Source organism: Ensifer sp. Root1252 (assembly GCF_001425885.1).
GTDB classification, from domain to species: Bacteria; Pseudomonadota; Alphaproteobacteria; order Rhizobiales; family Rhizobiaceae; genus Ensifer; species Ensifer canadensis.
Map to the genome: position 1 here is coordinate 70,757 of NZ_LMDT01000023.1, position 24,987 is coordinate 95,743.

The window sequence follows — 24,987 nt, forward strand, 5'->3', positions numbered from 1 at the left end:
TAAAAGAGGTATGTTCATGACGGAAAGCAATCACAGAACCGCCGACCACCCGATCGACACCATGTTCCTGAAACGCTGGTCGCCACGTGCGTTCACCCAGGAGGAGATCAGCGAAGAAGAACTGCTCTCACTGCTCGAAGCCGCCCGCTGGGCACCCTCGGCGAGCAACAGCCAACCCTGGCGGTTCGTCTATGCCCGCCGCGGCACCGAGCATTTCGCGCGCCTGCTGGATATTCTCAACGAGAGCAATCAGCGCTGGGCGAAGCATGCCGCAGCCCTGGTGATCGTTATCTCCAAGACGCACACGCAGGCAGCCACCGGCGAGATGCGGGCCGCCTACACCCATGCCTTCGACACCGGCGCCGCCTGGTTCAGCCTTGCGCTCCAGACAACCGCTGCCGGCTGGCACGCGCATGCAATGGCGGGCATTGATCGCGACAAGGCGATGACGAGCCTTGGCGTGCCCGCGCACTACCGGGTCGAGGCGGCGGTAGCAATCGGCCGGCTTGCCGACCCCTCGACGCTTCCGGACGATCTGCGTGAGCGGGAAAAGCCGAGCCAACGCAAGCCGCTTGCCGAACTGGCCTTCGAAGGCCGGTTCAAGGGGGAATAGAGCCTTTCCAAGAAAGGTGCGGAACGGTCTTCCGCCAGGAAGTGCGCAAAAACAAAGAGATAGAGCGTTTCTGCGTCTCAGTTTAAGCCGGAGACACTCCAGACAAAAAAGATCCCGGTGCCTTGCGGCACCGGGATCATTAGAAGTGCGGCTGATCGTATTGCGATCAGATATCGAGGTTGGCGACGCTCAGCGCGTTTTCCTGGATGAAGTCGCGGCGCGGCTCGACCTCGTCGCCCATCAGGCGCGAGAACAGGCCATCCGCGTCCGTCGCGTCGTTCACCCGAACCTGCAGCAGCGAACGCACGTTCGGATCGAGCGTCGTCTCCCAGAGCTGCTCGGCATTCATCTCGCCAAGACCCTTGTAACGCTGCATCGACAGACCCTTGCGGCCTGCTGCGAAGATTGCATCCAGAAGCGCGCGCGGGCCGCTGATATCTTGCCCACCATCGCGGCGGCGAAGCACCGGAGGCGCGGAATAGATCTCCTTGAGCTTCGATGTCAGCTGGTCGATGTGGCGGGCGTCGGACGAGCCGATCAGCGCCATATCGAGGATGGCGACTTCCTTGACGCCACGAACCATGCGTTCAAGCTTGAGACCGCCTTCGGCGGTGACCGCTCCGGTCCAGCCGCGTTCAGTCTCTTCGGCGATCACATCAAGCCTGCGCGCCACTTCGATCGCGACCTGCTCGTATTGTTCGCGCTGGCCGTTGAGTTCGACATTCAAGGCGCCGGCAATGGCTGCCTGTTCGACAATCGAACGATTGTAGCGCGAGTGAAGACCATCCATCAGGTTACGCACGCGCAACGCATCGTTGATGACTTCGCGCAGGTCCTGACCGGCGCGAACCTCACCGGAAGCAAGCTCCAGCGTAGCTTCCTCGAGGCCCATCGAGATCAGGTAATCTTCCAGCGCCTGCTCGTTTTTCAGGTACTGGGCGGACTTGCCGCGCGTCACCTTATAAAGCGGTGGCTGGGCAATATAGAGGTGGCCGCGCTCGATCAGCTCCGGCATCTGCCGGAAGAAGAAGGTGAGCAGCAGGGTGCGGATGTGGGCGCCGTCGACGTCGGCGTCCGTCATGATGATGATCTTGTGGTAGCGCAGCTTGTCGGCGTTGAACTCGTCTTTACCGATCGATGTGCCGAGCGCGGTGATCAGCGTGCCGATTTCCTGGCTCGAAAGCATCTTGTCGAAACGCGCGCGTTCGACGTTCAGGATCTTGCCACGCAGCGGCAGGATCGCCTGGTTTTCGCGCGAGCGTCCCTGCTTGGCCGAACCGCCTGCCGAATCACCCTCCACCAGGAAGACTTCGGATTTTGCCGGATCGCGTTCGGAGCAGTCCGCCAACTTGCCCGGCAGCGAGGAGATGTCGAGCGCGCCCTTGCGGCGCGTCAGTTCGCGTGCCTTGCGCGCCGCCTCGCGTGCGGCGGCCGCTTCGACGACCTTGCCGACAAGGATCTTGGCGTCGGAGGGATGCTCCTCCAGCCAGGTGCTCAAGGCTTCGTTGACGAGGCTTTCGACCACCGGACGAACTTCCGAGGAAACCAGCTTGTCCTTGGTCTGCGATGAGAACTTCGGATCCGGCACCTTGACCGAGAGAACGGCGGTCAGGCCTTCGCGGCAGTCGTCGCCGGTCAGCGTGACCTTTTCCTTCTTGGTGATACCAGAGCTTTCGCCATAGGAGGTGATCTGCCGGGTCAGCGCACCGCGGAAACCGGCCATGTGCGTGCCGCCGTCGCGTTGCGGAATGTTGTTGGTGAAGCAGAGCACGTTCTCGTGGTAGCTGTCGTTCCACCACATCGCGACTTCGACGGTGATACCGTCCTTTTCGCCGCGGATCGAAACCGGCTTCTGCACGAGCGGCTTCTTGGCCCGGTCGAGATAGGCAACGAAGGCTTCAAGGCCGCCGTCATACATCATCTCGTCCTGGCGCACGTCCGAATGGCGCTTGTCGGTCAGGACGATGCGCACGCCGGAATTCAGGAAGGCGAGTTCGCGCAGGCGATGCTCGAGCGTGCCGTAGTCGAAGTCCGTCTTGGTAAAGGTGTCTGTGCTCGGCAGGAACGTCACTTCGGTGCCGGTATCGGTGCCGGCGTCGCCGATCACCTTCAGCGGGCTGTCAGCCACGCCGTGGGTGAAGCTCATCTCATGGATCTTGCCCGCACGGCGGATCTTCAACCGCAGCATGACGGACAGCGCGTTGACCACCGAAACGCCAACGCCGTGCAGACCGCCGGAAACCTTGTAGGAATTCTGGTCGAACTTACCGCCGGCGTGGAGTTGCGTCATGATGACCTCGGCCGCCGAGACGCCCTCTTCCTTGTGGATGTCGGTCGGGATGCCGCGGCCGTTGTCGGTTACCGTCACCGAGCCGTCGGCATTGAGCGTCACCGTGACGATATCGGCGTGGCCTGCGAGAGCCTCGTCGATGGCGTTGTCGACCACCTCGTACACCATGTGATGCAGACCGGAGCCGTCGTCGGTGTCGCCGATATACATGCCCGGCCGCTTGCGTACGGCATCCAGGCCCTTCAACACCTTGATGGAGTCGGCACCATATTCGGCGGCGGCGCCGGTATCGGTTTCAGGAATATCGGTCATTCGGCTTCGGGTCTTTCCAGGTTCTTCGGACGGGGTGATTCGTTGCGAATCACGTCTCGGACGCCTCGCGGACTATAGAAAATTTGTCCACGGTTCCAAATCCCGGACCGCGCGCAGCGGCCGGAAAACAGCTGTTCATCCCCTGTCATTAGCAGGAAATGTGGCTTTTTCCAAAACATCTTCCAGGGCGCGGATCGTGTCGATGGACAAATAGCGGATTTGCCCTCTCAAGCGGTTGGCGAAGGCCGTGTATTCCGGCGCCAGCCCGGACGTATCCAGCACCACTTTCGGCGCGGAGACCTGGGCGATCTGGAACAATTCCTCGGCATCGTCCCAGATGACATTGAAATAGCCGGCGACCCTTTGCAGAAAATCGAAGCTCGGCGCGCCGCGCTTTCCATGTTCGAGCGCTGAGAGATAGGCGGCAGAGACGCCGATCGCCGCGGCCATCTGCTTCTGCGACACCCCCTTCTTGCGCCGCAACGCGCGCACCGCCACGCCAAAGGGGGTCACGTCGTGCTTCCCTTGCTGCGCGCCAGGCGGACATACAGCGCACCATCGCCGCCATGATTGCGGGCCGCGGGCTCGTAGCTCGAGATCAATGGCCGGAACTCCGGCAGCGAGAACCAGAGCGGCACGGCACGCTTCAAGGCGCCGTCGCTGCCGATCGACGTTCCCTTGCCGGTGATGACAAGAACGTGGCGCAGCCCGCGCTCATGCGCTCTCAAAAGAAAATGCAGGAGGAAGCCATGGGCCTCGCTCTGGATCATGCCGTGGAGATCGATCCGCGCTTCAAGCGCGAGGTGCCCCTTCGACAGCTTGCGCTTGACCGGCTTTTCAAGCGGATAGTGGTGTCTGCCGTTCGCGGTCTTGCTGAGGGCAATTCCCTGCTGGTCGTCGGCACCACTCGGCGAGGCCGTGGCCTGCGTCTTCTGCGGCTCGTCCTTGGGCTCGGCCGGAACATCCTCGCCGAGGAATTCCCGGAGATCGTCGAGACGGCCAGGCATGGGCCTGGTCGTGCGTGCCACCTTTCCCCAGAGGATCCGCTCTTCGGCCGAAAGCTTCTTGCCCCTAGCCATTGCCGTATCTTGCCGCGGCCGCACGAGGGATGAAGATGTAGAAATCGGCTTCGTTGCGAACCGCACCCGCAAGCTCGCCCGCCCTGTCACCGGATCCGGTGAAGATGTCGCCGCGGGCCGGGCCGACGATCGCCGATCCGGTGTCAAGCGCCAGCATCAGCCGCCGAAACGGCCGCCCGGCATCGAGACGCGTCAGGCTGTCGCTTGAGATGAAAAACGGCACGCCGAAGGTATGGATCAGCCGATCGACGGCAAGCGATCGTCCCGGCTCCAGCGAAACCTTGGCGGCAGCGACCGGCCCCAGCCGCTCGTCTTCGACGTCCGCCTCGCGGAAAAAGATGAAGGAACGATTGTGCCAAAGTACCTCGTCGATCTTATCCGGATTGGCGGCGAGCCAACCCCGGATGCTCATCATCGACACGGTGGCGGCATCGATCTCGCCGCGATCGATCAGCAGCTTTCCGATCGGGGAAAAATAATGACCGGTCTTGGCGGCATAGGTGATGCGCCGGCGCGAACCGTCGGGATAGACGAGCCGGGCAGCACCCTGGACGTGGACGAAGAACACATCGACCTTGGATCTGGCATAGGCAATCTCCAGACCGCGCCCCGCCAGAAAGCCCTCATCGATCGCGCGACGGTCGGGATATTCGCCAACCACGCCGTCATGCAGCCGGCCGAAGGCGAAATAGGGATCCATATCGGCCGGCCGGTTGGTGTCGTCGACGTCGACGAGATCGATTGGGCGCCGATAGATCGGATAGCGGAAGACTTCGTCGGGTGTCGCTCGCACGTCGATCTCGGGCTCGTAGAACGCCGTCACGAAACCGGTCTTGGCGTTTTCCGGCCTGATCCTGAAGGCGACGAACTGTTGCTCGAAGAATGCGCGGGCTGCAGCCGCGTCGGCAACATCTGCGCTTGCAGCCGAAAACGCGGGCACCAAATCATCGACAGAAATGCCCAGCGAACCGGTGCGGTAAGGCTTTGCCGTCGAGACATGGTGGTGACAGCGGCGCAGCGCGTCGATCACCGCCGTTGGATCGTCGTCCTGCCACCCCGGTAGATCGGAGAAGGTGACAGGCTCAAGTCGAAGCGTCATGGTCGCCCCTTCCGATCAGTTTTCGGATTCGGTAGCGATCAGCTTCCAATTCGGATCACGTGAACGAATGTCGCGCGAGAAAGTCCAGAGATCGTTGACTTCGGCCACCGACTCCGCGTCTCCATCGATGATGGCGCCCTGCTTGTCGTAGGTCGCCGAGATCAACTGGCTGACGATCCGGACCGTGATGTTTTCTTCGCTGTCCTTGACCTCGGCGTGGATGATGTCGGCCTTCTCGATGCCGACGAAGGTAGATTTCACCACCTCGCCCTTGCGCTCGCGCTCGGCAATCGCGGCGTCGAAGCCTTCATAGACCTCGCGCGACAACAGGTTCTTCAGCGTCTTTCGGTCGCCGTCGGCAAAAGCCATAACGATCATCTCGTAGGCCATCTTCGCCCCGTTGACGAACTCCTTCGGGTCGAAGCCGGTGTCGGCGTCGGTCAACGAACGGAGCTGATCGTTGAGCGGCGTCCCCGCCTTGGCAAAGGCGTCAATCGCGGCATAGCGGGCCGAATCGTCCTCGACATTGTCGCGGCGCGGCAGCTGGACGACCTTGCCATTGTCGGCCTTTTCAGGCCCCTGACTCATGTCTCTCGGAGAATAGGGATCAAACGGTGGCCGCTCGCTGCCGGTCCGGCGACCGAGAACGCTGCGCAACTGCAGGAAAATGACCACTGCGGCGATCAAGAAAAAAAACGTGATGAAGTCGAAAGAGCCCATTTCCACCTGAAACCGCTGTTAGAATTTCTCGTAGCTATTCCATATAGTCCGCAAGGATAGATCATTCAAACAGCGTTGTCGCACCCTTAGATCGGAGGTGACGATGCGAAGACCCTTTCAGGCACCGCTAATGCGCTCAATGTTAATTCCCCTGGTCGTTCTTGGACTGCCCCTTGCCGAGATTGCCGGCTTCGTCATCGTCGGCCGCGAAATCGGCCTGGCGATGACGCTGCTGCTCGTTCTGTCGAGCGCAATCGCCGGGGTCGTCCTCCTTCGCTTCCAGGGTTTCGCCATGATCAGGCGCATGCAGGAAGCAACGCGCACTGGCAGCGATCCCGGCCGCGAGGTCCTCGGCGGTGCCTTGATGTTCGTCGCAGCCCTGTTGTTGATCGTGCCCGGCTTCATCAGCGACATCTTCGGTCTGTTTTTATTTGTGCCGCCTGTCCGGCAGGCCGTGGCCGGCTATCTGAGGTCAAAAATGACGATTGTAACCGCTGCCTCGAGCCAGTCCTGGCGCGGACCGAGCCATTCACCGGAAGAGCGCGCCCAACCGCGCGTCATCGACCTTGGCGAAGGCGAGTTCTCAAGGACCGATGATGACGAACCAAACCCGTCCGAAGAGCGCCGGCGGCAATAGCAAAGGCCTGTGGCGCAGGGTTGTAAGCCCTATGACGAAATGCTAGATGGCCTCACCGAATTGAAGTCGAGGAAACCCTTATGACGACTGATACCGCATCCAACGGCAACGGCAGCGCGCAGCAGAGCCCGTCGCTCAACATCCTCGCCCAGTATGTCAAGGATCTCTCGTTCGAGAACCCGGGCGCACCGCGTTCGCTGCAGGCCCGTGACAATGCGCCGTCGATCAACATCAACGTCAACGTCAACGCCAATCCGCTTGCCGAGAACGATTTCGATGTCGTTCTCTCGCTGAACGCGGAAGCCAAGGACGGTGAGCGCGTTCTGTTCAACGTCGAACTTTCCTACGGCGGCGTTTTCCGTGTTGCCGGCTTCCCGCAGGAACACATGCTGCCGCTGCTGTTCATCGAATGCCCGCGCCTGCTGTTCCCGTTCGCGCGCCAGATCGTTGCCGACGCGACCCGCAACGGCGGCTTCCCGCCGCTGATGATCGACCCGATCGATTTCGCTCAGATGTTCGCCCAGCGCATGGCCGAAGAAAAGGTCCGTTCTCAGGTGTCGAACACCAACGAGACCGCCAACTGATCTTGTTCGGTCTGGATCGCAATTATTAGTAAAAAGCCCGGTCGAGCCGGGCTTTTTTCATTCCTGCAGATCGTATTTGGCCCAGATTGCCTTGGGCCCCAGCTTCGCAACCAGCGCGGCATGAGCCTCCTCATCCGCTTCGGACAATCGGTTCGGCAAAGGCCTTGGGCGCTGCGCAATGACGATCGGCGCATCGTCGTGTGCGACGGTTTGTCCCGCGACCTTGTTGCTCGACACCAGACCCAAGGCGGCCTGACGACCGCCGAGCATCTCGATATAGACTTCTGCAAGAAGCTCGGAGTCGAGAAGCGCGCCGTGCTTGGCGCGATGAGAATTGTCGATGCCGTAACGACGGCAAAGCGCATCGAGCGAGTTCGGGCCCATCGGGTGCTTCCGGCGAGCAAGCGCTAGCGTATCCGTCACCCGTTCGCCGGCAATGACCGGCAACCCGATGCGACCGAATTCGGCATTAATGAAGCCCATGTCGAAGGTGGCATTGTGCGCCACCCAGCGGGCATCGCCGAAGAAGTCGAGGATCTGCTGGGCAACATCGGCAAAAGGCGGCTTGTCCTTCAGGAAATCATCGGTGATGCCGTGAATGGCAAGCGCATCCGGATGAACCTTGCGATTGCCGGGATTGACGAAGATATGCAGCGTACGGCCGGTCGGAAACTGGTTTTCCAACTCGACGCCACCGATTTCGATCACCCTGTCCTCGCGATTGTCGAGGCCGGTCGTTTCCGTATCGAAAATGATCTCACGCATCGGGCGCTCCATTCGTGGTGAGGTCATCGACGATCGCCCTCACCTGTTGGCGTGTGTTGTCGAAGCTGTCGCTGGTATCGATGATATAGTCGGCGCGTTCACGCTTCTGACTGTCCGGCACCTGACGCGCCAGGATCATAGCAAATTTCTCTTCAGTCATGCCGGGGCGTTTCATCGCTCGCTCTCTTTGAATCTCGGGCGCGCAGCTAACCACGACCACTTTATCGACCCGCGCCTCGGCGCCCGTCTCGAACAACAACGGAATATCGAGCACGACGAAGGGCACCTCAGCCGCAGCATTCCTGTCGAGGAACTCGCGTTCTTTCTGGCGAACGAGCGGATGCACGATGTTTTCGAGTTCGCGTAGCCTTTCCGGTGTTGCCAACAACTGGCGGGACAGTTCGGCGCGATCGATCGCCCCGTCCCTGACTGTTCCCGGAAAGGCGGCTTCGACCAGTGCGACGGCTTCGCCGCGATAAAGCGCGTGCACCACTTCATCGGCGTCGTTGACCGGCACCCCGAACTCGCGGAACATCTGCGCCGTTGTCGACTTGCCCATTGCCATCGATCCGGTCAATCCGACAATCATCATGCGTGCGTCCCCATATCATCGATGACGAGTTGCCGGAGGTTAGCGTCGACCACGGGCCGGCGGCCGAACCAGAGCTCGAAACCAGGCGCAGCCTGGTGCAGCAGCATGCCAAGTCCATCGACGATGGCGTAGCCCTGCTCCTCCGCCTGGCGAAGCAAAGGCGTCTTCAACGGGACATAGACGATATCGGTGACCACCGCACCCCTGGCCATGACGGTGAAATCGATCTGCGGTGCATCCTGTCCATCCATGCCGAGAGACGTGGTGTTGATGAAGAGGCCAGCGCCGGTCATCACCTCGTTCAATGCCTCCATCGGATGCGCATGCACGGCCGACCCGAAACGGTCGGACAACTCCTGAGCCCTCGCCACCGTGCGATTGACGACATGGATGGTGCTAATGCCCCGGTCGCGCACGGCCTGGATGACGGCGCGGCTGGCGCCACCGGCACCGAGCACAACCGCGGTCGAACATTGGTCCCAGCCGGCCGCCCGTTCGTCAAGATTGGCAACGAACCCTTGGCCATCGGTGTTGGTGGCATGGACTTCGCCGGCCTCGAGCCAAAGCGTATTGGCGGCGCCGAGTTCCAGACAGAGATCGTCAGGGCGATCTGCCAACCGATGGGCGACTTCCTTGTGCGGGATGGTGACGTTGCCGCCGCAAAAACCTGATGTGCCTTGCTTCAGCTCTGCGATGAAGGCCGAGAAATCGGCCGGCTTCACCTCGTGCGCGCGGTAGCTGCCGTCTATCCCGAGCTGTTTCAGCCAATAGCCGTGGATCAATGGCGACCTGGAATGCTTGATCGGATAACCGGTGACGAAGGCGTGGTTAACAAATGTTTCACGTGAATCACGCATCGATCGTTCCCAATTCCCGAAGTTTTGCGAGCAGCGGCAGCATCGGAAGACCGAGGATGGTGAAATAGTCACCATCGATCTTGTCGAACAGCTGGATGCCCTCACCCTCCAGCTGGTAGGCGCCGACACTGGACAGGGCCTTGCTGCCGACACGCTGCAGATGGCGATCGACGAATTCCGGCGTCAGTGTGCGCACTGACATATTTGCGGACGAGACATGGCGCCAAAGGATCTCATCGCCGCGCAAGAGGACAATCGCGCTGTTCAGGCGATGGGTCTTGCCGGAGAGCGACAACAGATGCTGTCCGGCTTCGACCATGTCCTTCGGTTTGTGATAGACACGCTGGCCGAGCGACATGGTCTGGTCGGAACCGATCACCAATGCCTCGGGAAAATGCCGGGCGACATCCCTCGCCTTGGCTTCGGCCAGCCTCATCGCGACATCTTCAGGAACTGCACCTTCTTCCTCAAGTGGTTTTTCAAGCGCCCGCTCGTCGATCTCGGCGGCGCGTGCGGTAAACACCAAGCCGGCATTTTCCAGAAGCGCGCGACGGAACGGGCTTGCTGAAGCCAGAACGAGTGAAGGTGTCATCATCGAAGTTCCCGAATTGTTCGGATTCGCTCTATCGCAGCCGCGGACGCAGGGCAACAATTGCGGCGGCGGTTTCCTCGATCGAGCGGCGGGTGACGTCGATGAGCGGCCAGTTGTTGCGCGCGCAAAGCGCGCGGGCATATTTCAGCTCCTCGGCGATCGCTGCCCTATCGGTATATTGATCGCCGTGAAAGCCTTGCGTGGTGCCAAGCACCCGATGCTGACGAACTTGGGAAATGCGGTCGGCGGTCGCAATCAGGCCGACGACCAGTGGCTTGGTTGCCGCCATCAGCCGATCGGGAAGCGGCACGCCCGGGACGATCGGAATATTGGCCGTCTTTATGCCGCGGTTGGCGAGGTAGATGGATGTCGGCGTCTTCGATGTTCGGCTGATGCCGATTAACACCACATCGGCATCATCGAAATCGGCCGGCAGCTGACCATCATCATGGTCCATGGTGAAATTCAACGCATCGATCCGCGCGAAGTAATCGGCATCCATCACGTGCTGCGCGCCGGAACGGCGTCGCGACGGCGAGCCGAGATAGGACTGAAACAGTTCGATGATCGGATCGAGCACGGAGACGCACGGCACGCCCATCTCGCGACAGCGCTGATCAATGATATCAGCCAGCTCGCGATCGACGATCGTATAAAGCACGATGCCGGGGGCGCCATCGATCGCATCGAGAACCTGCAGCAACTGCCGGCGATTCCTGATCAGCGGATAGACATGCTCGAGCGCATGCGACGCCTGGAATTGCGCCGCTGCCGCCCGCCCCGCAGCGATCAAGGTCTCCCCCGTCGAATCGGAGATCAGATGCAGGTGGAAGTAGTTTTTCTTGTTCTCCACGCAATTCTCCGGGTGCTGTTGATAAACCGGGATAAAAGAGGCTACCGGCGCCGCGACGGCCGAGGCAAGGGGAAAACTGCCGACTTATTCACAATTGGTGCGACGCCGAAGAAAGCTTCGCGGGGGATGTGGACAAGACTCACAGCAATGACAAAGTGTCACGCGTTTCGACTCATTGTCCACAGCAAATCGCTTTCTCTCAAAGACGGCAATCCTCTGATTCAAATCGGATTTTTGCACTTATCCACGAAATGCATTCATGACCGCTGCTCTGCTTCCCACTCGGATTAATCCGATCGGGTGGCCGTGGATGAACTGTGGCCATCTTTTAATCCTTGATACCCACCGACTCTAAGAAATAGAAAGAGTCTAAATATCTTTGTTTATATATTAGGAGAGACCATCCGTGGCCGAGACACGAAGGAAAGTTCTGGAGGTTTTGGAGGGGAAGACGGTCAGTCCTCCTCCCGTCTGGCTCATGCGCCAGGCCGGCCGGTACCTTCCCGAATATCGAGCAACGCGTGCCGTCGCCGGAAGTTTCCTCGATCTCTGTTACACGCCTGATCTCGCTGTCGAAGTGACGCTTCAACCGATCCGTCGTTATGCTTTTGACGCAGCCATTCTTTTTTCCGACATCCTCGTCATCCCGGACGCGCTGAAGCGCAACGTTCGCTTTGAGGAAGGCCATGGTCCGAGAATGGATCCGATCGACGTTGATGGCATCGATGCTCTGAAGGCTGACGGTATCTCCAATCACCTGAAACCGGTCTTCGAAACGGTATCGCGTTTGCGTGGGGAACTTCCGGCGGAGACGACGCTGCTCGGATTTTGCGGTGCGCCCTGGACCGTTGCGACCTACATGATCGCTGGTCAGGGAACACCGGATCAGGCCCCTGCCCGGCTGTTCGCTTACCAGAACCCGGAAGCCTTCGAACGGCTTTTGACGTTCCTGGCCGATGTGTCGGCGGACTATCTGGTCGAGCAGATCGATGCCGGCGCCGATGCGGTACAGATTTTCGACTCCTGGGCTGGCGTTCTGGGCGAAGAGGAATTCGAACGATTTGCCGTCAAGCCGGTCGCGCGAATCATCGCTTCGGTGCGGACGCGACGTCCGCAGGCCAAGATCATTGCCTTTGCCAAGGGCGCAGGGCTTCTCCTGAAGCATTATCGCCAGAAGACGGGTGCCGATGCCATCGGGCTCGATTGGACCGTCCCACTGTCCTTTGCTGTCGATTTGCAGAAGGACGGACCGGTGCAGGGTAACCTTGATCCGATGCGGGTCGTTTCCGGCGGTGCCGCCCTCGAGCAGGGCATAGATCGTATTCTCGATGCGCTCGGCAACGGACCGCTCATTTTCAACCTCGGTCACGGGATTACGCCGCAGGCCGATCCGGAGAACGTCTCGGCGCTGGTGTCGCGCGTTCGCGGAGCACGCTGATGGATGAACGCCAGAGGGATCGCGGTCCAGGCAACAGGGCGCGGGTCAGAGCAATGATTGCGCTTGGCGGTTTTGCCGCGTCGCTCATCGGGCTTTTCGTCTGGCAGCCCGACAGCCTCTATCTCTGGATCAAGGCGCTACACGTGATTGCGGTGATGTCGTGGATGGCAGCGCTGCTCTACATGCCGCGCCTGTTCATCTACCACACCGACGCAGCACCCGGTTCCGAACAGTCCGAAACCTTCAAAATGATGGAACAGCGGTTGCTGACGGTCATCATGAACCCGGCGATGATGATCTCCTGGGTGCTCGGGCTTTACCTCGCCTGGAGCGTCTACGACTTCCAGGGCGGCTGGCTTCACGCCAAGCTGCTATTCGTGGTGATGCTGACCGTCGTGCACATGCGCTTCAGCCGGGCGGTTCGGGCGTTCCAGCGGGACGAAAATCGCCGCACGGCACGCTACTGGCGGTTGATGAACGAAGCCCCGACGCTGCTGATGATCCTGATCGTCATCATGGTCGTGGTGAAGCCGTTTTGAATTTTAACGATTGCTAATTGTAATAGTTCTCGCTAATTTTCGTCAGCCCCTTGCGGCGTTTCACGTGAATCGCTATTTTCTCCCATCTCCTCTTCATGGCTTGTGACAAAGACCAGAGCCTGCCCCTCCTGCCGCAGCTCCCTTCAGAAAACACGCCGTCTTTCCATTCCCAGACGAAACATGGATCCTTCATGGCTGAAATGAAGCTACAAGAACTTAAGAACAAGACGCCGACCGATCTTCTGGCCTTTGCCGAAGAGCTCGAGGTGGAAAATGCGAGCACCATGCGCAAGCAGGAGCTGATGTTCGCAATCCTCAAGATGCTCGCCTCCCAGGATATCGAAATCATCGGTGAAGGCGTCGTCGAGGTTCTGCAGGACGGATTCGGCTTTCTGCGCTCTGCCAATGCCAACTACCTTCCCGGCCCGGACGATATCTACATCTCCCCCTCCCAGATCCGCCGCTTCTCGCTGAAGACCGGCGACACGGTCGAGGGACCGATCCGCGGACCGAAGGAAGGCGAACGCTACTTCGCGCTGCTGAAAGTCAACACCATCAATTTCGACGATCCCGAAAAGATCCGTCACAAGGTTCACTTCGACAACCTGACGCCGCTCTATCCAAACGAGCGCTTCAAGATGGAACTCGATATCCCGACGTCGAAGGACCTTTCTGCTCGGGTGATCGACCTGGTCGCGCCGCTCGGCAAGGGCCAGCGCGGTCTGATCGTCGCTCCGCCGCGCACCGGTAAGACCGTTCTCCTGCAGAACATCGCCCACTCGATCACCGCAAACCATCCGGAATGTTACCTGATCGTTCTGTTGATCGACGAACGGCCGGAAGAAGTCACCGACATGCAGCGCTCCGTGAAGGGCGAAGTGGTTTCCTCTACCTTTGACGAGCCGGCGACGCGCCACGTGCAAGTCGCCGAAATGGTGATCGAAAAGGCAAAGCGCCTGGTCGAGCACGGCCGCGACGTCGTGATCCTGCTCGATTCCATCACCCGCCTCGGTCGCGCCTATAACACCGTTGTTCCTTCATCCGGCAAGGTTCTGACCGGTGGTGTCGACGCCAACGCCCTGCAGCGCCCGAAGCGCTTCTTTGGTGCCGCCCGCAACATCGAAGAAGGTGGTTCGCTGACCATCATCGCCACGGCGCTGATCGATACCGGCAGCCGCATGGACGAAGTCATCTTTGAAGAGTTCAAGGGTACCGGCAACTCGGAAATCGTGCTCGACCGCAAGGTCGCCGACAAGCGCATCTTCCCGGCGATGGACATTCTCAAGTCCGGCACGCGTAAGGAAGACCTGCTGGTTCCACGCCAGGATCTGCAGAAGATCTTCGTTCTTCGCCGGATTCTGGCCCCGATGGGTACCACCGACGCGATCGAGTTCCTCATCGACAAGCTGAAGCAGACAAAGAACAACGGCGACTTCTTCGACTCGATGAACACCTGATACGGCCGAACGCCGATATCGTGATTGAGACCGGGCAGGTGATCTTGCCCGGTCTCTTTATTTCCAGCGATCACGTTGATTAGCCGGATTCAACGATGGACCGGCTTCCTCGGCGAGCCTTTCGATTCGCTATCGCAATGATCTTGGATCCCCTCATCCGGTGTCGCCTTCTGTCAGTTCAGTGATTCACGTGAAACACATTCGGGCGATCCCGCGGCTAAGGCTTGATCTTCTCCCGACTATTCGGCATAAGCTCGCAACCGCTCGACACCTCTGTGAACGCCGGGAACGCCGACTAACGCGTTTCATTCAGCTATCAATATGAGGCCGCCTCACCCGCCGGAACTTGTTTCCGGCGCAGGCGTGCGTAGAGCAGGAACTCTCTTTGGATCTCAGGTGACACGATGCCATCGGTGGATACGATATACGCGCTTTCCAGCGGGGCGTTGCCAGCCGGCGTAGCGGTGATCAGGATAAGCGGACCAGAAACAAACGCTGTCCTGAAGTCATTGTGTGGTGCCGTCCCTGAGCCGCGTTTGGCGTCACTGAAATCGATTCGCTCTCGCAACGGTTTCATGATCGATAGCGGCCTGATCATCTACTTCCGCGGCCCGGCCTCGTTTACAGGGGAAGACTGTGCCGAGTTGCACGTGCATGGCAGCCGTGCCGTTGTTCAAATGCTGCTGCATGAGTTGTCTGGCTTTGCGGGGCTGCGCCACGCTGAGGCCGGCGAGTTTTCACGGCGAGCCTTCCATAACGGCAAGATGGATCTTGTCGAGATTGAGGGCTTGTCGGATCTGATCGCTGCGGAGACCGAGATGCAGCGTCGTCTGGCGCTGGAGCATTCCGCCGGCGGCCAGTCTAAGGTCTATGACGATTGGGCCAAGCGTCTGACCCATGCGCGCGCGATGATCGAGGCGGAGCTCGATTTCGCCGATGAGGAGGACGTGCCGGGCTCGGTCAGTGACCGGATCTGGAAAGATATGGAATTGCTGCGTCGCGAGATCGACGCGCACATTGCCCAGGCGCCGATTGGCGAAATCATCCGGGATGGCCTGAAGATCGTCATTGCCGGCGAACCCAACGCCGGCAAGTCCAGCCTGCTCAATGCCTTGGCAAAACGTGATATCGCGATCGTGACAGAGATAGCCGGAACGACGCGCGATGTGCTTTCCGTCGACCTTTCATTAGCCGGATTCTCCGTCAAGTTGTTCGATACTGCCGGGCTGCGCGAGACCGACGAGACGGTGGAGCGTGAAGGTATTCGCCGCGCTCGCGATGTAATTGCAAACGCCGACCTTGTGCTGCTTCTTTCCGAAAACACAGAAGGTTTTAACACCCTTGACGACCTCGCTCTTACGGCTGTGCCGGTCTTGCGGGTCGCAACCAAGATCGACCGAGCCGGCAGCGATACCATTCCGGGCGCCGAGGTTTCGATTTCGACCACAACGGGTGCGGGGATGGACCAGCTCTTGAACGTCATATCGGGCTATCTACCTGATTTGTCTGGGGTTACCGCCCTCTCTATCCCCTCCAGACGCAGGCATGTTGACGCCTTGCGCCAAGCCAGCATTGCGCTTGCGGAAAGTTTGCGCCTGAACCAAGACGGCCTGGATATACGCGCTGAGCTGCTTCGTGTCGCAGGGGATGCAATCGGACGCATCACCGGGCGTGTGGATGTTGAAAACCTGTTGGATGTGATATTTTCCGAATTCTGTATCGGTAAATGATGTTCGACTAAAACAATACAACGCTAGCGAGTCATGCGAAGTGTTTCACGTGAAACGATTCGAATCCGGAACGCGTTTGATCGGAGATGATAAAAATGGTCCATTTTGACGTTATCGTCATTGGTGGAGGTCATGCCGGCTGCGAGGCTGCGGCGGCGGCCGCGCGCCTCGGTGCACGCACCGCTCTGATTACCCATAAGGCGTCGACCATTGGCGTGATGTCGTGCAACCCGGCGATTGGGGGTCTAGGCAAAGGCCACCTCGTGCGTGAGATCGATGCGCTTGATGGCTTGATGGGTCGCATCGCCGATGCGGCTGGAATTCAGTTTCGCCTGCTCAATCGGCGCAAGGGGCCGGCTGTTCGTGGCCCACGTACCCAAGCCGACCGGCGACTCTATCGCGAAGCCATGCAGCGAGAGATTGACGCCATTGAAAACCTGACCGTGATCGAAGGTGATGCTTTCGACCTTCTTGAACAGGACAGCAAGATTGCCGGCGTGGTGATGAAGGATGGCAGATCCTTTGCTGCGGCGGCGGTGGTGCTGACGACCGGGACCTTTCTAAAGGGACTGATCCATATCGGCGACCAGAAGATACCGGCGGGTCGTATTGGCGAAGAGCCGTCGCTTGGCCTCTCCGCCACCTTGGCGCGCTACGGCCTTCGTTTGGGACGGTTGAAGACGGGGACGCCAGCACGCCTGGACGGCAAGACTATTGATTGGGATCGCGTCGGACGCCAGGGGCCTGACGAAGATCCGGTGCCCTTCTCCTTCATGACCGATCGGATCGTCAACCGACAGATCGACTGCGGTGTGACCCGAACCACCGAAGCCACGCATAAGATCATTGCCGACAATATCGGCAAGTCGGCGATGTATTCCGGTCAGATCGAAGGTGTCGGTCCGCGCTACTGCCCCTCGATCGAGGATAAGATCGTTCGCTTTGGCGAACGGGACGGTCACCAGATCTTCCTTGAACCGGAAGGCCTGGACGATGATACCGTCTATCCCAACGGCATTTCGACATCCTTGCCGGCAAACGTTCAAGCCGCGTTTATTCGCACAATCCCCGGCCTTGAGAGTGTCGTGATCCTCCAGCCGGGTTACGCGATCGAATACGATCACGTCGATCCGCGTGAGCTTGATGCGACGCTGGCGGTGCGCAAGATGCCGGGCTTGTTCCTCGCCGGCCAGATCAATGGCACCACGGGCTATGAAGAGGCCGGGGCACAAGGCCTGGTCGCCGGCTTGAATGCTGCCAAGGCAGCGACGGGGCGCGAAGCCGTCATCTTCAGCCGCACCGATTCCTATATCGGCGTGATGGTCGACGACCTGACCTCTCGGGGTATTACCGAACCCTATCGCATGTTCACGTCACGCGCCGAATACCGATTGTCCCTGCGTGCCGACAATGCAGACGTGCGCCTGACACCGAAGGCAATCGAAATCGGTTGCGTGTCTGAAGCGCGGCAGGCGCGCTTTGTCGAATGGAAGGCGCAGTTTGACAGCGGTCGGGCATTGCTCAAGCAATTGTCGGTGACGCCGGCAGAAGGCAACCGTCATGGACTCAAACTGAACCAGGATGGCCAGCGGCGAACGGCGTTCGAAATCCTATCCTATCCTGACCAGAGTGTTGGTGCCTTGCTGATCCTGTGGCCCGAGTTGAAAGACATTCCGTCCGCGGTGGTGGAGGCACTCGAAATCGATGCTGCCTATGCCGTCTATATGGACCGCCAGGCATCGGACATTGCTGGCATCCGCCGCGAAGAGGATTTAGCGATTCCAAGCGATTTTGACTTTTCGGCATTAGCTGGTCTATCGAATGAGCTGAAGCAGAAGTTGACGCTGCAGGCGCCGCGGAATCTGGCCCAGGCGCTGAAGGTCGATGGGATGACCCCGGCCGCGGCCTCGTTGATCTTGGCTTGGTTGAAACGAATGAGTCGTTCCGCGGAACGGGAAGAAAAGGTAAGTGCGCAATGAAAACGAGTCCCTTCGCTGGCTTGAACGGACTGCGTGTTTCACGTGAAACGAAGGAACGACTAGAGCACTTCGCAGCGCTGTTTCAGAAATGGGCGAAGTTCATCAATCTGATTGCTCCGTCGACGCTCGACGACCTGTGGCGGCGGCATATCGTCGATAGTCTACAATTGGCGCAACTTGCGCCGGGTCCGAAGACCTGGGTCGATCTCGGTAGCGGTGGTGGATTTCCCGGAGTGATTACCGCCATCTACCTCCAGGAATTTTCCGACGGCTGGGTACATTTGATCGAGAGCAACAACAAGAAAGCCGCTTTCCTGCGCGTTGCGTTGACGGAGACCGGTGCGCGCGGATCCGTTCATCCGATTCGAATCGAAGATGCCAGCTCTGTCGCACCAAAATGCGATGCGATTTCCGCCCGTGCGCTGGCGGATCTGAGCCTACTGCTCGATTATTCATCGCCTTGGCTGACGGCCGAAGGTGGCAAAACGGTCGCCTACTTCCACAAAGGGCGGGATTACCAGCGTGAGATCGACAAAGCCGTTGGCCGCTATGCGTTTGATCTGGTAAAACACCCAAGCATCGTTGAGCCAGATTCTGTTGTGCTCGAGATCGCAAATCTTTCGCGAAGAACTCAGTGATTGGCGAGCGGAAACATGTTTGGCGCAAAAAATCGGATCATCACGATAGCGAACCAGAAGGGGGGCGTCGGCAAAACGACGACGGCGATCAATCTGGCAACGGCATTGGCCGCCATCGGCGAAAAGGTTCTGATCGTTGATCTGGACCCGCAGGGCAATGCCAGCACCGGCCTCGGCATTCAGCGCCGCGATCGCCATCTCTCCTCCTATGAATTGATGGTTGGATCGCACTCGATAGGTGAGATCGTCCAGCAGACAGTTGTGCCGAATCTGGCTATCGTGCCCTCGACGATGGATCTGCTCGGCGTCGAAATGGAAATCTCCAGGGAGGTCGATCGCGCCTTTCGTCTTCGCAAGGCCTTGGAGAGCCCCGAGGCATTGGAGTATTCATACGTTCTCGTCGACTGCCCGCCATCGTTCAATCTGCTGACGATGAACGCTATGGCTGCCGCACATTCGGTACTGGTGCCGCTTCAGTGCGAATTCTTCGCGCTGGAGGGTTTGAGCCAGTTGCTGGAGACGGTTGACCAAGTGCGCCAAACGGTCAACCCGAACCTGGACATCCAGGGTATCGTGTTGACGATGTTCGATTCTCGCAACAATCTGGCACAGCAGGTGGTGAGCGATGTCCGCACCCATCTTGGGGATAAGGTCTACCACACGCTCATTCCGCGGAATGTGCGTGTATCGGAAGCACCGTCCTATGGTAAGCCGGCCATCCTTTACGATCTGAAATGCGCAGGCAGCCAAGCCTACCTTCAACTCGCATCGGAAGTAATCCAGCGCGAGCGGCAGCGCAAAGCCGCATAATTGTTTCGGTACCGGAATTTAAATCGGGTGACACTATGAACGACGACAGCTCGAAGAGAAGGCTTGGCCGGGGACTGGCTGCATTGATCGGCGAGATGGATCAGCCGATACAGGCCGGCGCCTCCCCTGCTCCGGTTAACCCCGATCGGAAAGTGCCGATCGAGTTCGTATCGCGCAACCCGCGAAACCCGCGTCGACAGTTCGACGAAGGTGAACTGCAGGACCTCGCCAGTTCCATTCGGCAGCACGGCATCGTCCAGCCGGTCGTCGCTCGCACGATCGGCACTGACCGTTACGAGATCATCGCCGGGGAACGCCGCTGGCGTGCAGCGCAGCTCGCCGGCTTTACCGAAATTCCGGTTATCATCCGCGACGTTGACGATCGCACGGCGCTCGAAATCGCGATCGTCGAGAACGTGCAGCGGTCCGACCTTAACCCGCTCGACGAAGCGCTTGGCTACGAGCAGCTGATTGCCGAACACGGCTACACCCAGAACGATCTCGGCGAGATCATCGGCAAGAGCCGCAGCCATGTCGCCAACAGCCTGCGGCTTTTGAAGCTGCCCGAGCCGGTGCGGGACATGTTGTCAGAAGGAAGCCTGTCGGCAGGCCATGCGCGCGCGCTGATCCCGACGTCGGATCCGGCAACGCTCGCCCGCAACATCGTCGCAAAGGGTCTCTCCGTTCGCGACGCTGAGCGGCTGGCGCAGAACGATATTCGCGCCCAGAACGATCCCCACTACGCCAAGGCCGCACGTCGTGACGAGAAGGACGCCGATACGTTGGCGCTGGAGCGGACACTGTCCGACAGCCTCGGGCTTGAAGTCACCGTCAGTCACAAGGCTTCAGGCGGGCACCTCAGGATTTCCTACAAGACGCTTGATCAGCTTGAAGAGATCTGCCGCCTGCTCGAGCGCCGCTAGAGTGTTTTCGATTTAAACCGAACTACAGAAACGCTCTATCTCTTTGTTTTTACGCATTTCCTGACGGAAAACCGCTTCGCACCTTTCCTGGAAAGGCTTTAAGCGCGCTTCCAATTGCCCGATAGGCTGATTTGAGCCTGCTTTTGCGGGCTCTCAGCGTCTGGCTGACTGCACGGCAATCGCCAACAGGTTCTGCAGCACCATGCTCTCCTCGAGGCTCTGGCGCGTGCGGCTCTGATAGATCGTATTTTGAAGCCGTGTCAGTTCGCGGCGGATCGCCGGCGAAGACCAATGTCTGAGGGCTGCTTCGATGATGGGCTTGCGACGAAAATGCAGGTGCCGGCCCATGGTGGCGATAACCTGGCCGGCCTGCTGGCGGCTGGCATCCATTTCGGCGCGCATCAGATCGAGCTGCTGAAACTGCCTGAGGCACCCCTGCAAAACGAGGAAGGCGGGCGTTTTTGACGTGGTTATCTTCTGCATCGCATGCAATAGACCGTCAAGGTCACCCTTCAGGACCGCATCGACAGCATCATCAACGGAAATGGCGCTGGCATCGCCGACAATGTCGGTCACATCCGATTCGTCGACGGTGCTCTTGCCACGGCAATAGAGTGCAAGCTTGCGTACTTCGTTGCGCGATGCCAGGCGGTCGCCGCCAAGCGCTTCCATCAGCCGTTCACGTGCCGCCGGAGTAATGCCGAGTTTTTCTTCGCCCAATTCCTTGTCGATCAACGCCTGCAGGCTGCGGGCGTCGTCGCTGTAGCAGGCGATAGTCGCGATCGAACGTGCCGTCTCGGCCACCTTGCGCAGCGCCGATCCCTTCTTGAGATCACCCGCTTCGACGACAACATAGCTACCGGTCGGCGGTTCGCCGGCCAAAATCTGCAGACCATCGACCAACGCCTTCTCGTTGGCGGCTCCGCGGACCCAGATGAGCCTTTCGCCACCGAAGAGGCCGATCGAATTGACCTCGTCGAGCAACCGGCCGGGGCTCTGTTGCAGATCCCCGGCATCGAGCTTGGTGATGGAAAATGGGTCGTCGAGCGCAACGCCGCTGCGCGACGCGATCGCCTCTGCCCGCTCCGAAACCAGCCCGCGGTCTGGTCCGTAGAGGACAAAGAGGCGATAAAGTGCCGCTGACTTCTGTAGGAAAGAGTCGAATTCGTGCGACTTGACTTCGCTCATTCCGTCACCGCCTAGAGCGTTTCCAGTTTAGACTGACTCCCAGAAACGCTCTATCCCTTTGTTTCAACGCAATTCCTGCCGGAAAACCGCTTCGCACTTTTCCTGGAAATGCTCTATCGGCTGAGGGCCGCGGCGATATCGGCCCGGATCAGCTCTGCCAGTTCCCTTGCAGCGCGGTTCTCGCCATCGCGGACGGCGCGGACCTTGGCAAACTCCTGGACGGGAAAGTCGACAAGCGCGACGGCCGTGCGGTTGCCTGACTTGATGGTTTCGCCCGTGCCGGCCCTGGACAGGTTATAGTCCGCTTTCACGACGATACGCCCTGCGGCTGCCCGGTCCCGTGCCTGATCAAAGAGCGTGCCCATGACGCGGGTCGTGACGTTCAGCGCCAGATGATATTGCGGGTTCGCCGGTTCTCCCTGGCCGCCGGCGGCCAGGAAGATCAATGCGTTGCGCACCTCCTGCTCAACACGGTCATCCGCATCGGAGATTTCGATCGACGCAAGCGCTGCCGATGTGCCGACCGCATCGGAATAAAGTGGCCTGACCTGGCAGCCGGCGAGCGCGGTCAACATAAGAACACCAGCCAGCATCGGGAGCGACCGGATGCTGGAGCCAGCTCTATCAGACAACGACATTGACGATCCTCTGAGGCACGACGATGATTTTCTTGGGGCTGCTGCCGTTGAGAACGGACTTGACGGCATCGAGAGCGAGAACGGCATTCTCGATCGCAGTCTGATCTGCATCGCGCGCGATTGTCAAATCCGCGCGCTTCTTGCCGTTGATCTGGACCGGCAGCGTGACTTCATTCTCAACGACGAGCGCCGCATCAAACTTCGGCCAGCCGCTTTCGGCGATCAGGCCCTTGCCGCCGATCGCCTGCCAGCATTCCTCGGCCAGGTGCGGCATCATTGGGGCGATCAGGTTGACCAGGATCGATGTTGCATCCTTTGCAGCCGCTGCCAGCGCCGCATCGGCCTTGCCGGCAGCAACCTGGGTCAAGGGGGCCGCAATCACGTTCACGAGCTCATAGATACGTGCCACGGCCTTGTTGAAGGCCAGCTTGTCGTAATCGGCTTCAACCGCGCGCAGCGTCCTGTGGGCCGCCTGTGAGAGAACGAGTCCGCTGCCTTCATGGGCTGGCGCCGCCTCGACTGTGCGAAGTGTTTCCGCCGCCTCGCCGATCAGGCGCCAGACGCGCTGAACGAAGCGATGGGCGCCTTCGACGCCAGACTCTGACCAGATGACGTCACGGTCGGGCGGCGAGTCGGACAGAACGAAGAAGCGTGCGGTATCGGCGCCGTAGGAGGCGATGATATCGTCAGGATCAACGACGTTCTTCTTCGACTTCGACATCTTCTCGATCGAGCCGATGGTGATGTCTTCGCCGGTCTCGAGCAGAACGGCGCGGCGCTGTCCGTCGACCTCGTCGATGCGGATTTCCGCCGGCGTGATCCATTCGCGCTGGGCGCCTTCGCCGCGGCTGTAGGTCTCGTGCACCACCATGCCCTGGGTGAACAGGCCCTTGAACGGTTCGTCCAGGGCAACATGGCCGGTCGCCTTCATCGCGCGGGTGAAGAAGCGCGAATAGAGCAGATGTAGGATCGCGTGTTCGATACCGCCGATATACTGGTCGACGGGCAGCCAGTGGTTGGCCGTCTTCGGATCGGTCGGGTCGTCCTCCCAAGGAGCCGTGAAGCGCGTGAAGTACCAGGACGAATCGACGAAGGTGTCCATCGTGTCGGTCTCGCGACGGGCGTCCTTGCCGCAATGCGGGCAGGCCACGTGCCGCCAGGTCGGATGGCGGTCGAGCGGGTTGCCCGGCTTGTCGAAGGTGACGTCCGGCGGCAGGATGACGGGCAGGTCGGCCTTGGGAACGGGAATGACGCCGCAGTCATCGCAATGGATGACCGGGATCGGGCAGCCCCAATAGCGCTGGCGGGAAATACCCCAGTCGCGCAGGCGGAAATTGACCTTGCGTTCGGCGCGCGGCGCGCCGGCCAACACGCACTTTTCCAGCTTCGATGCCACGGTTTCGAACGCGTCTTCCGTCGACAGGCCGTCGAGAAAACGCGAATTGATCATCACGCCGTCGCCGATATAGGCCTCGTCACCGATCGCGAAGCTTTCGGCATCGGCATCCCTCGGCATGACGACCGGAACGACTGGAAGCCCATACTTGCGGGCGAAGTCGAGGTCGCGCTGGTCGCCGGACGGGCAGCCGAAGATCGCGCCCGTGCCGTAGTCCATGAGGACGAAGTTGGCGACGTAGACCGGCAGCTCCCAGCTTTCGTCGAGTGGATGCCTGGCGCGGATGCCGGTGTCCATGCCCTTCTTTTCAGCGGTCTCGAGCGCTGCAAGTGAGGTCCCGGCGCGCCGGCACTCCTCGCAGAAGGCCTCGATTGCCGGATCCTTTGCCGCTGCCTGCCTGGCAAGCGGGTGATCGGCGGAAATCGCCAGGAAGGAGGCGCCGAACAGCGTGTCCGGACGGGTAGTGTAAACGGTCAGTTCCGTGGTGTCGGCGGCGGCGGTGCCTTCGACGATCTGCCAGCGAATGGACAGGCCCTCGGAGCGGCCGATCCAGTTCTTCTGCATCAGGCGTACTTTTTCCGGCCACTGGTCCAGCGTGTCCAGAGCGTCCAGCAGTTCCTGGCTGAAGTCGGTGATGCGGAAGAACCACTGCGTCAGCTCGCGCTGCTCGACGAGCGCGCCGGAACGCCAACCGCGGCCGTCAATGACCTGCTCGTTGGCGAGAACGGTATTGTCGACCGGGTCCCAGTTGACCTTGGACTGCTTGCGGTAAACCAGGCCCTTCTCGAGAAAATCGATAAACAGGTGCTGTTGGCGCTGGTAGTATTCAGGGTCGCAGGTCGCGAATTCGCGGTTCCAGTCAAGCGACAGTCCCATGACCTTCAGCTGCGCCTTCATCGAGGCGATGTTCTGATAGGTCCAGCTGGCCGGATGCACGCCGCGCTCCATGGCGGCGTTTTCCGCCGGCATGCCGAAGGCATCCCAACCCATGGGGTGAAGCACGTTGAAGCCCCGGGCGCGCTTGTAGCGGGCGACGACGTCGCCCATCGTGTAGTTGCGCACGTGGCCCATGTGGATGCGCCCGGACGGATAGGGGAACATCTCGAGCACGTAATATTTTTCGCGCGGATCATCGTTCTCGGTCTTGAAGACCTCGCCGTTTTCCCATTCCTGCTGCCAACGCGGCTCGGCATCACGCGGATTATATCGTTCGGTAGACATGTCTTTTAGGTGTTCCGGAAGTTCTGCGGGGCAAGGG

Annotated in this window: 24 protein-coding genes; 11 read left to right on the plus strand and 13 right to left on the minus strand. The window is 59.9% G+C overall.

All coding sequences use genetic code 11. From position 1 onward, the window contains the following. Positions 1-16 precede the first annotated feature (16 nt). Complete coding sequence (locus ASD02_RS21590; RefSeq protein ID WP_025425315.1) at positions 17-613, plus strand: nitroreductase family protein; 597 nt, start codon at positions 17-19, stop codon at positions 611-613. Between the two features lie 166 nt (positions 614-779). Here the strand turns inward: ASD02_RS21590 and gyrB are convergent, their stop codons facing one another. From gyrB to ASD02_RS21615, 5 genes are all read right to left on the minus strand, one after another. Beyond that, complete coding sequence (gyrB, locus tag ASD02_RS21595) at positions 780-3,215, minus strand: DNA topoisomerase (ATP-hydrolyzing) subunit B (protein WP_057206475.1); 2,436 nt, start codon at positions 3,213-3,215, stop codon at positions 780-782. 135 nt (positions 3,216-3,350) lie between these two features. Beyond that, positions 3,351-3,728 (minus strand): helix-turn-helix transcriptional regulator, encoded by a 378-nt coding sequence (locus tag ASD02_RS21600; protein ID WP_025425313.1) that lies wholly within the window; start codon positions 3,726-3,728, stop codon positions 3,351-3,353. Further along, positions 3,725-4,294 carry a Smr/MutS family protein gene (locus ASD02_RS21605; protein WP_025425312.1) on the minus strand — a complete coding sequence of 190 codons (570 nt, stop codon included), beginning with the start codon at positions 4,292-4,294 and terminating at the stop codon, positions 3,725-3,727. Before ASD02_RS21605 ends, ASD02_RS21600 begins: the two co-directional genes overlap by 4 nt. Continuing rightward, positions 4,287-5,393 carry a murein transglycosylase A gene (locus ASD02_RS21610; RefSeq protein WP_025425311.1) on the minus strand — a complete coding sequence of 369 codons (1,107 nt, stop codon included), beginning with the start codon at positions 5,391-5,393 and terminating at the stop codon, positions 4,287-4,289. Before ASD02_RS21610 ends, ASD02_RS21605 begins: the two co-directional genes overlap by 8 nt. A 15-nt stretch (positions 5,394-5,408) precedes the next feature. After that, positions 5,409-6,113: a Tim44/TimA family putative adaptor protein gene (locus ASD02_RS21615; protein WP_025425310.1), complete on the minus strand. Its 705-nt coding sequence runs from the start codon at positions 6,111-6,113 to the stop codon at positions 5,409-5,411. Positions 6,114-6,243: 130 nt separating this feature from the next. On the opposite strand from ASD02_RS21615, the gene ASD02_RS21620 reads away from it, so the two are divergent. Beyond that, positions 6,244-6,750, plus strand: a complete 507-nt coding sequence (locus tag ASD02_RS21620) for an FxsA family protein (protein ID WP_025425309.1) — start codon at positions 6,244-6,246, stop codon at positions 6,748-6,750. Positions 6,751-6,830: 80 nt separating this feature from the next. Then, positions 6,831-7,334 (plus strand): protein-export chaperone SecB, encoded by a 504-nt coding sequence (gene secB, locus ASD02_RS21625; RefSeq protein ID WP_025425308.1) that lies wholly within the window; start codon positions 6,831-6,833, stop codon positions 7,332-7,334. Positions 7,335-7,391: 57 nt separating this feature from the next. Here the strand turns inward: secB and dnaQ are convergent, their stop codons facing one another. Genes dnaQ through ASD02_RS21650 form a run of 5 tightly spaced genes read right to left on the minus strand, consistent with a single transcriptional unit; the run spans position 7,392 to position 10,993 of the window. After that, a complete protein-coding gene (gene dnaQ, locus ASD02_RS21630; protein ID WP_025425307.1) occupies positions 7,392-8,099 on the minus strand; it encodes a DNA polymerase III subunit epsilon in 708 nt (235 codons plus the stop codon). Continuing rightward, on the minus strand, positions 8,092-8,691 hold the full coding sequence (gene coaE / locus ASD02_RS21635) for a dephospho-CoA kinase (protein ID WP_025425306.1): 600 nt from the start codon (positions 8,689-8,691) through the stop codon (positions 8,092-8,094). The genes dnaQ and coaE overlap by 8 nt, the downstream gene beginning before the upstream one ends. Further along, positions 8,688-9,548, minus strand: coding sequence for a shikimate dehydrogenase (locus ASD02_RS21640; RefSeq protein WP_025425305.1), 861 nt, complete (start codon positions 9,546-9,548; stop codon positions 8,688-8,690). Before ASD02_RS21640 ends, coaE begins: the two co-directional genes overlap by 4 nt. Further along, the gene (locus ASD02_RS21645; RefSeq protein WP_025425304.1) at positions 9,541-10,140 is read right to left on the minus strand and encodes a Maf-like protein; all 600 of its coding nucleotides are present in this window, start codon (positions 10,138-10,140) and stop codon (positions 9,541-9,543) included. Before ASD02_RS21645 ends, ASD02_RS21640 begins: the two co-directional genes overlap by 8 nt. A gap of 31 nt (positions 10,141-10,171) precedes the next feature. Next, complete coding sequence (locus ASD02_RS21650; protein WP_025425303.1) at positions 10,172-10,993, minus strand: pyruvate, water dikinase regulatory protein; 822 nt, start codon at positions 10,991-10,993, stop codon at positions 10,172-10,174. Positions 10,994-11,399: 406 nt separating this feature from the next. Here ASD02_RS21650 and hemE point away from each other — a divergent pair, with 406 nt between their 5' ends. From hemE to ASD02_RS21690, 8 genes are all read left to right on the plus strand, one after another. After that, on the plus strand, positions 11,400-12,431 hold the full coding sequence (hemE, locus tag ASD02_RS21655; RefSeq protein ID WP_025425302.1) for a uroporphyrinogen decarboxylase: 1,032 nt from the start codon (positions 11,400-11,402) through the stop codon (positions 12,429-12,431). Then, positions 12,428-12,970, plus strand: a complete 543-nt coding sequence (gene hemJ, locus ASD02_RS21660) for a protoporphyrinogen oxidase HemJ (RefSeq protein ID WP_107028047.1) — start codon at positions 12,428-12,430, stop codon at positions 12,968-12,970. Before hemE ends, hemJ begins: the two co-directional genes overlap by 4 nt. Before the next feature lie 191 nt (positions 12,971-13,161). Continuing rightward, entirely contained in the window at positions 13,162-14,427 is a 1,266-nt protein-coding gene (gene rho, locus ASD02_RS21665) for a transcription termination factor Rho (RefSeq protein ID WP_025425300.1), read from the plus strand. 404 nt (positions 14,428-14,831) lie between these two features. Then, a complete protein-coding gene (gene mnmE / locus ASD02_RS21670; RefSeq protein WP_025425299.1) occupies positions 14,832-16,157 on the plus strand; it encodes a tRNA uridine-5-carboxymethylaminomethyl(34) synthesis GTPase MnmE in 1,326 nt (441 codons plus the stop codon). Between the two features lie 95 nt (positions 16,158-16,252). Next, positions 16,253-18,136, plus strand: a complete 1,884-nt coding sequence (mnmG, locus tag ASD02_RS21675) for a tRNA uridine-5-carboxymethylaminomethyl(34) synthesis enzyme MnmG (RefSeq protein ID WP_025425298.1) — start codon at positions 16,253-16,255, stop codon at positions 18,134-18,136. Beyond that, the gene (rsmG, locus tag ASD02_RS21680) at positions 18,133-18,774 is read left to right on the plus strand and encodes a 16S rRNA (guanine(527)-N(7))-methyltransferase RsmG (RefSeq protein ID WP_025425297.1); all 642 of its coding nucleotides are present in this window, start codon (positions 18,133-18,135) and stop codon (positions 18,772-18,774) included. Before mnmG ends, rsmG begins: the two co-directional genes overlap by 4 nt. Before the next feature lie 15 nt (positions 18,775-18,789). After that, positions 18,790-19,584, plus strand: a complete 795-nt coding sequence (locus tag ASD02_RS21685) for a ParA family protein (RefSeq protein WP_025425296.1) — start codon at positions 18,790-18,792, stop codon at positions 19,582-19,584. A gap of 35 nt (positions 19,585-19,619) precedes the next feature. After that, entirely contained in the window at positions 19,620-20,507 is an 888-nt protein-coding gene (locus ASD02_RS21690) for a ParB/RepB/Spo0J family partition protein (protein WP_025425295.1), read from the plus strand. A gap of 153 nt (positions 20,508-20,660) precedes the next feature. On the opposite strand, the gene holA is transcribed toward ASD02_RS21690, so the two are convergent. From holA to leuS, 3 genes are all read right to left on the minus strand, one after another. After that, a complete protein-coding gene (gene holA / locus ASD02_RS21695) occupies positions 20,661-21,695 on the minus strand; it encodes a DNA polymerase III subunit delta (RefSeq protein WP_025425294.1) in 1,035 nt (344 codons plus the stop codon). 113 nt (positions 21,696-21,808) lie between these two features. Next, complete coding sequence (gene lptE, locus ASD02_RS21700) at positions 21,809-22,333, minus strand: LPS assembly lipoprotein LptE (RefSeq protein WP_025425293.1); 525 nt, start codon at positions 22,331-22,333, stop codon at positions 21,809-21,811. Beyond that, complete coding sequence (gene leuS, locus ASD02_RS21705) at positions 22,320-24,950, minus strand: leucine--tRNA ligase (RefSeq protein WP_057206468.1); 2,631 nt, start codon at positions 24,948-24,950, stop codon at positions 22,320-22,322. Before leuS ends, lptE begins: the two co-directional genes overlap by 14 nt. Positions 24,951-24,987: the final 37 nt, after the last annotated feature.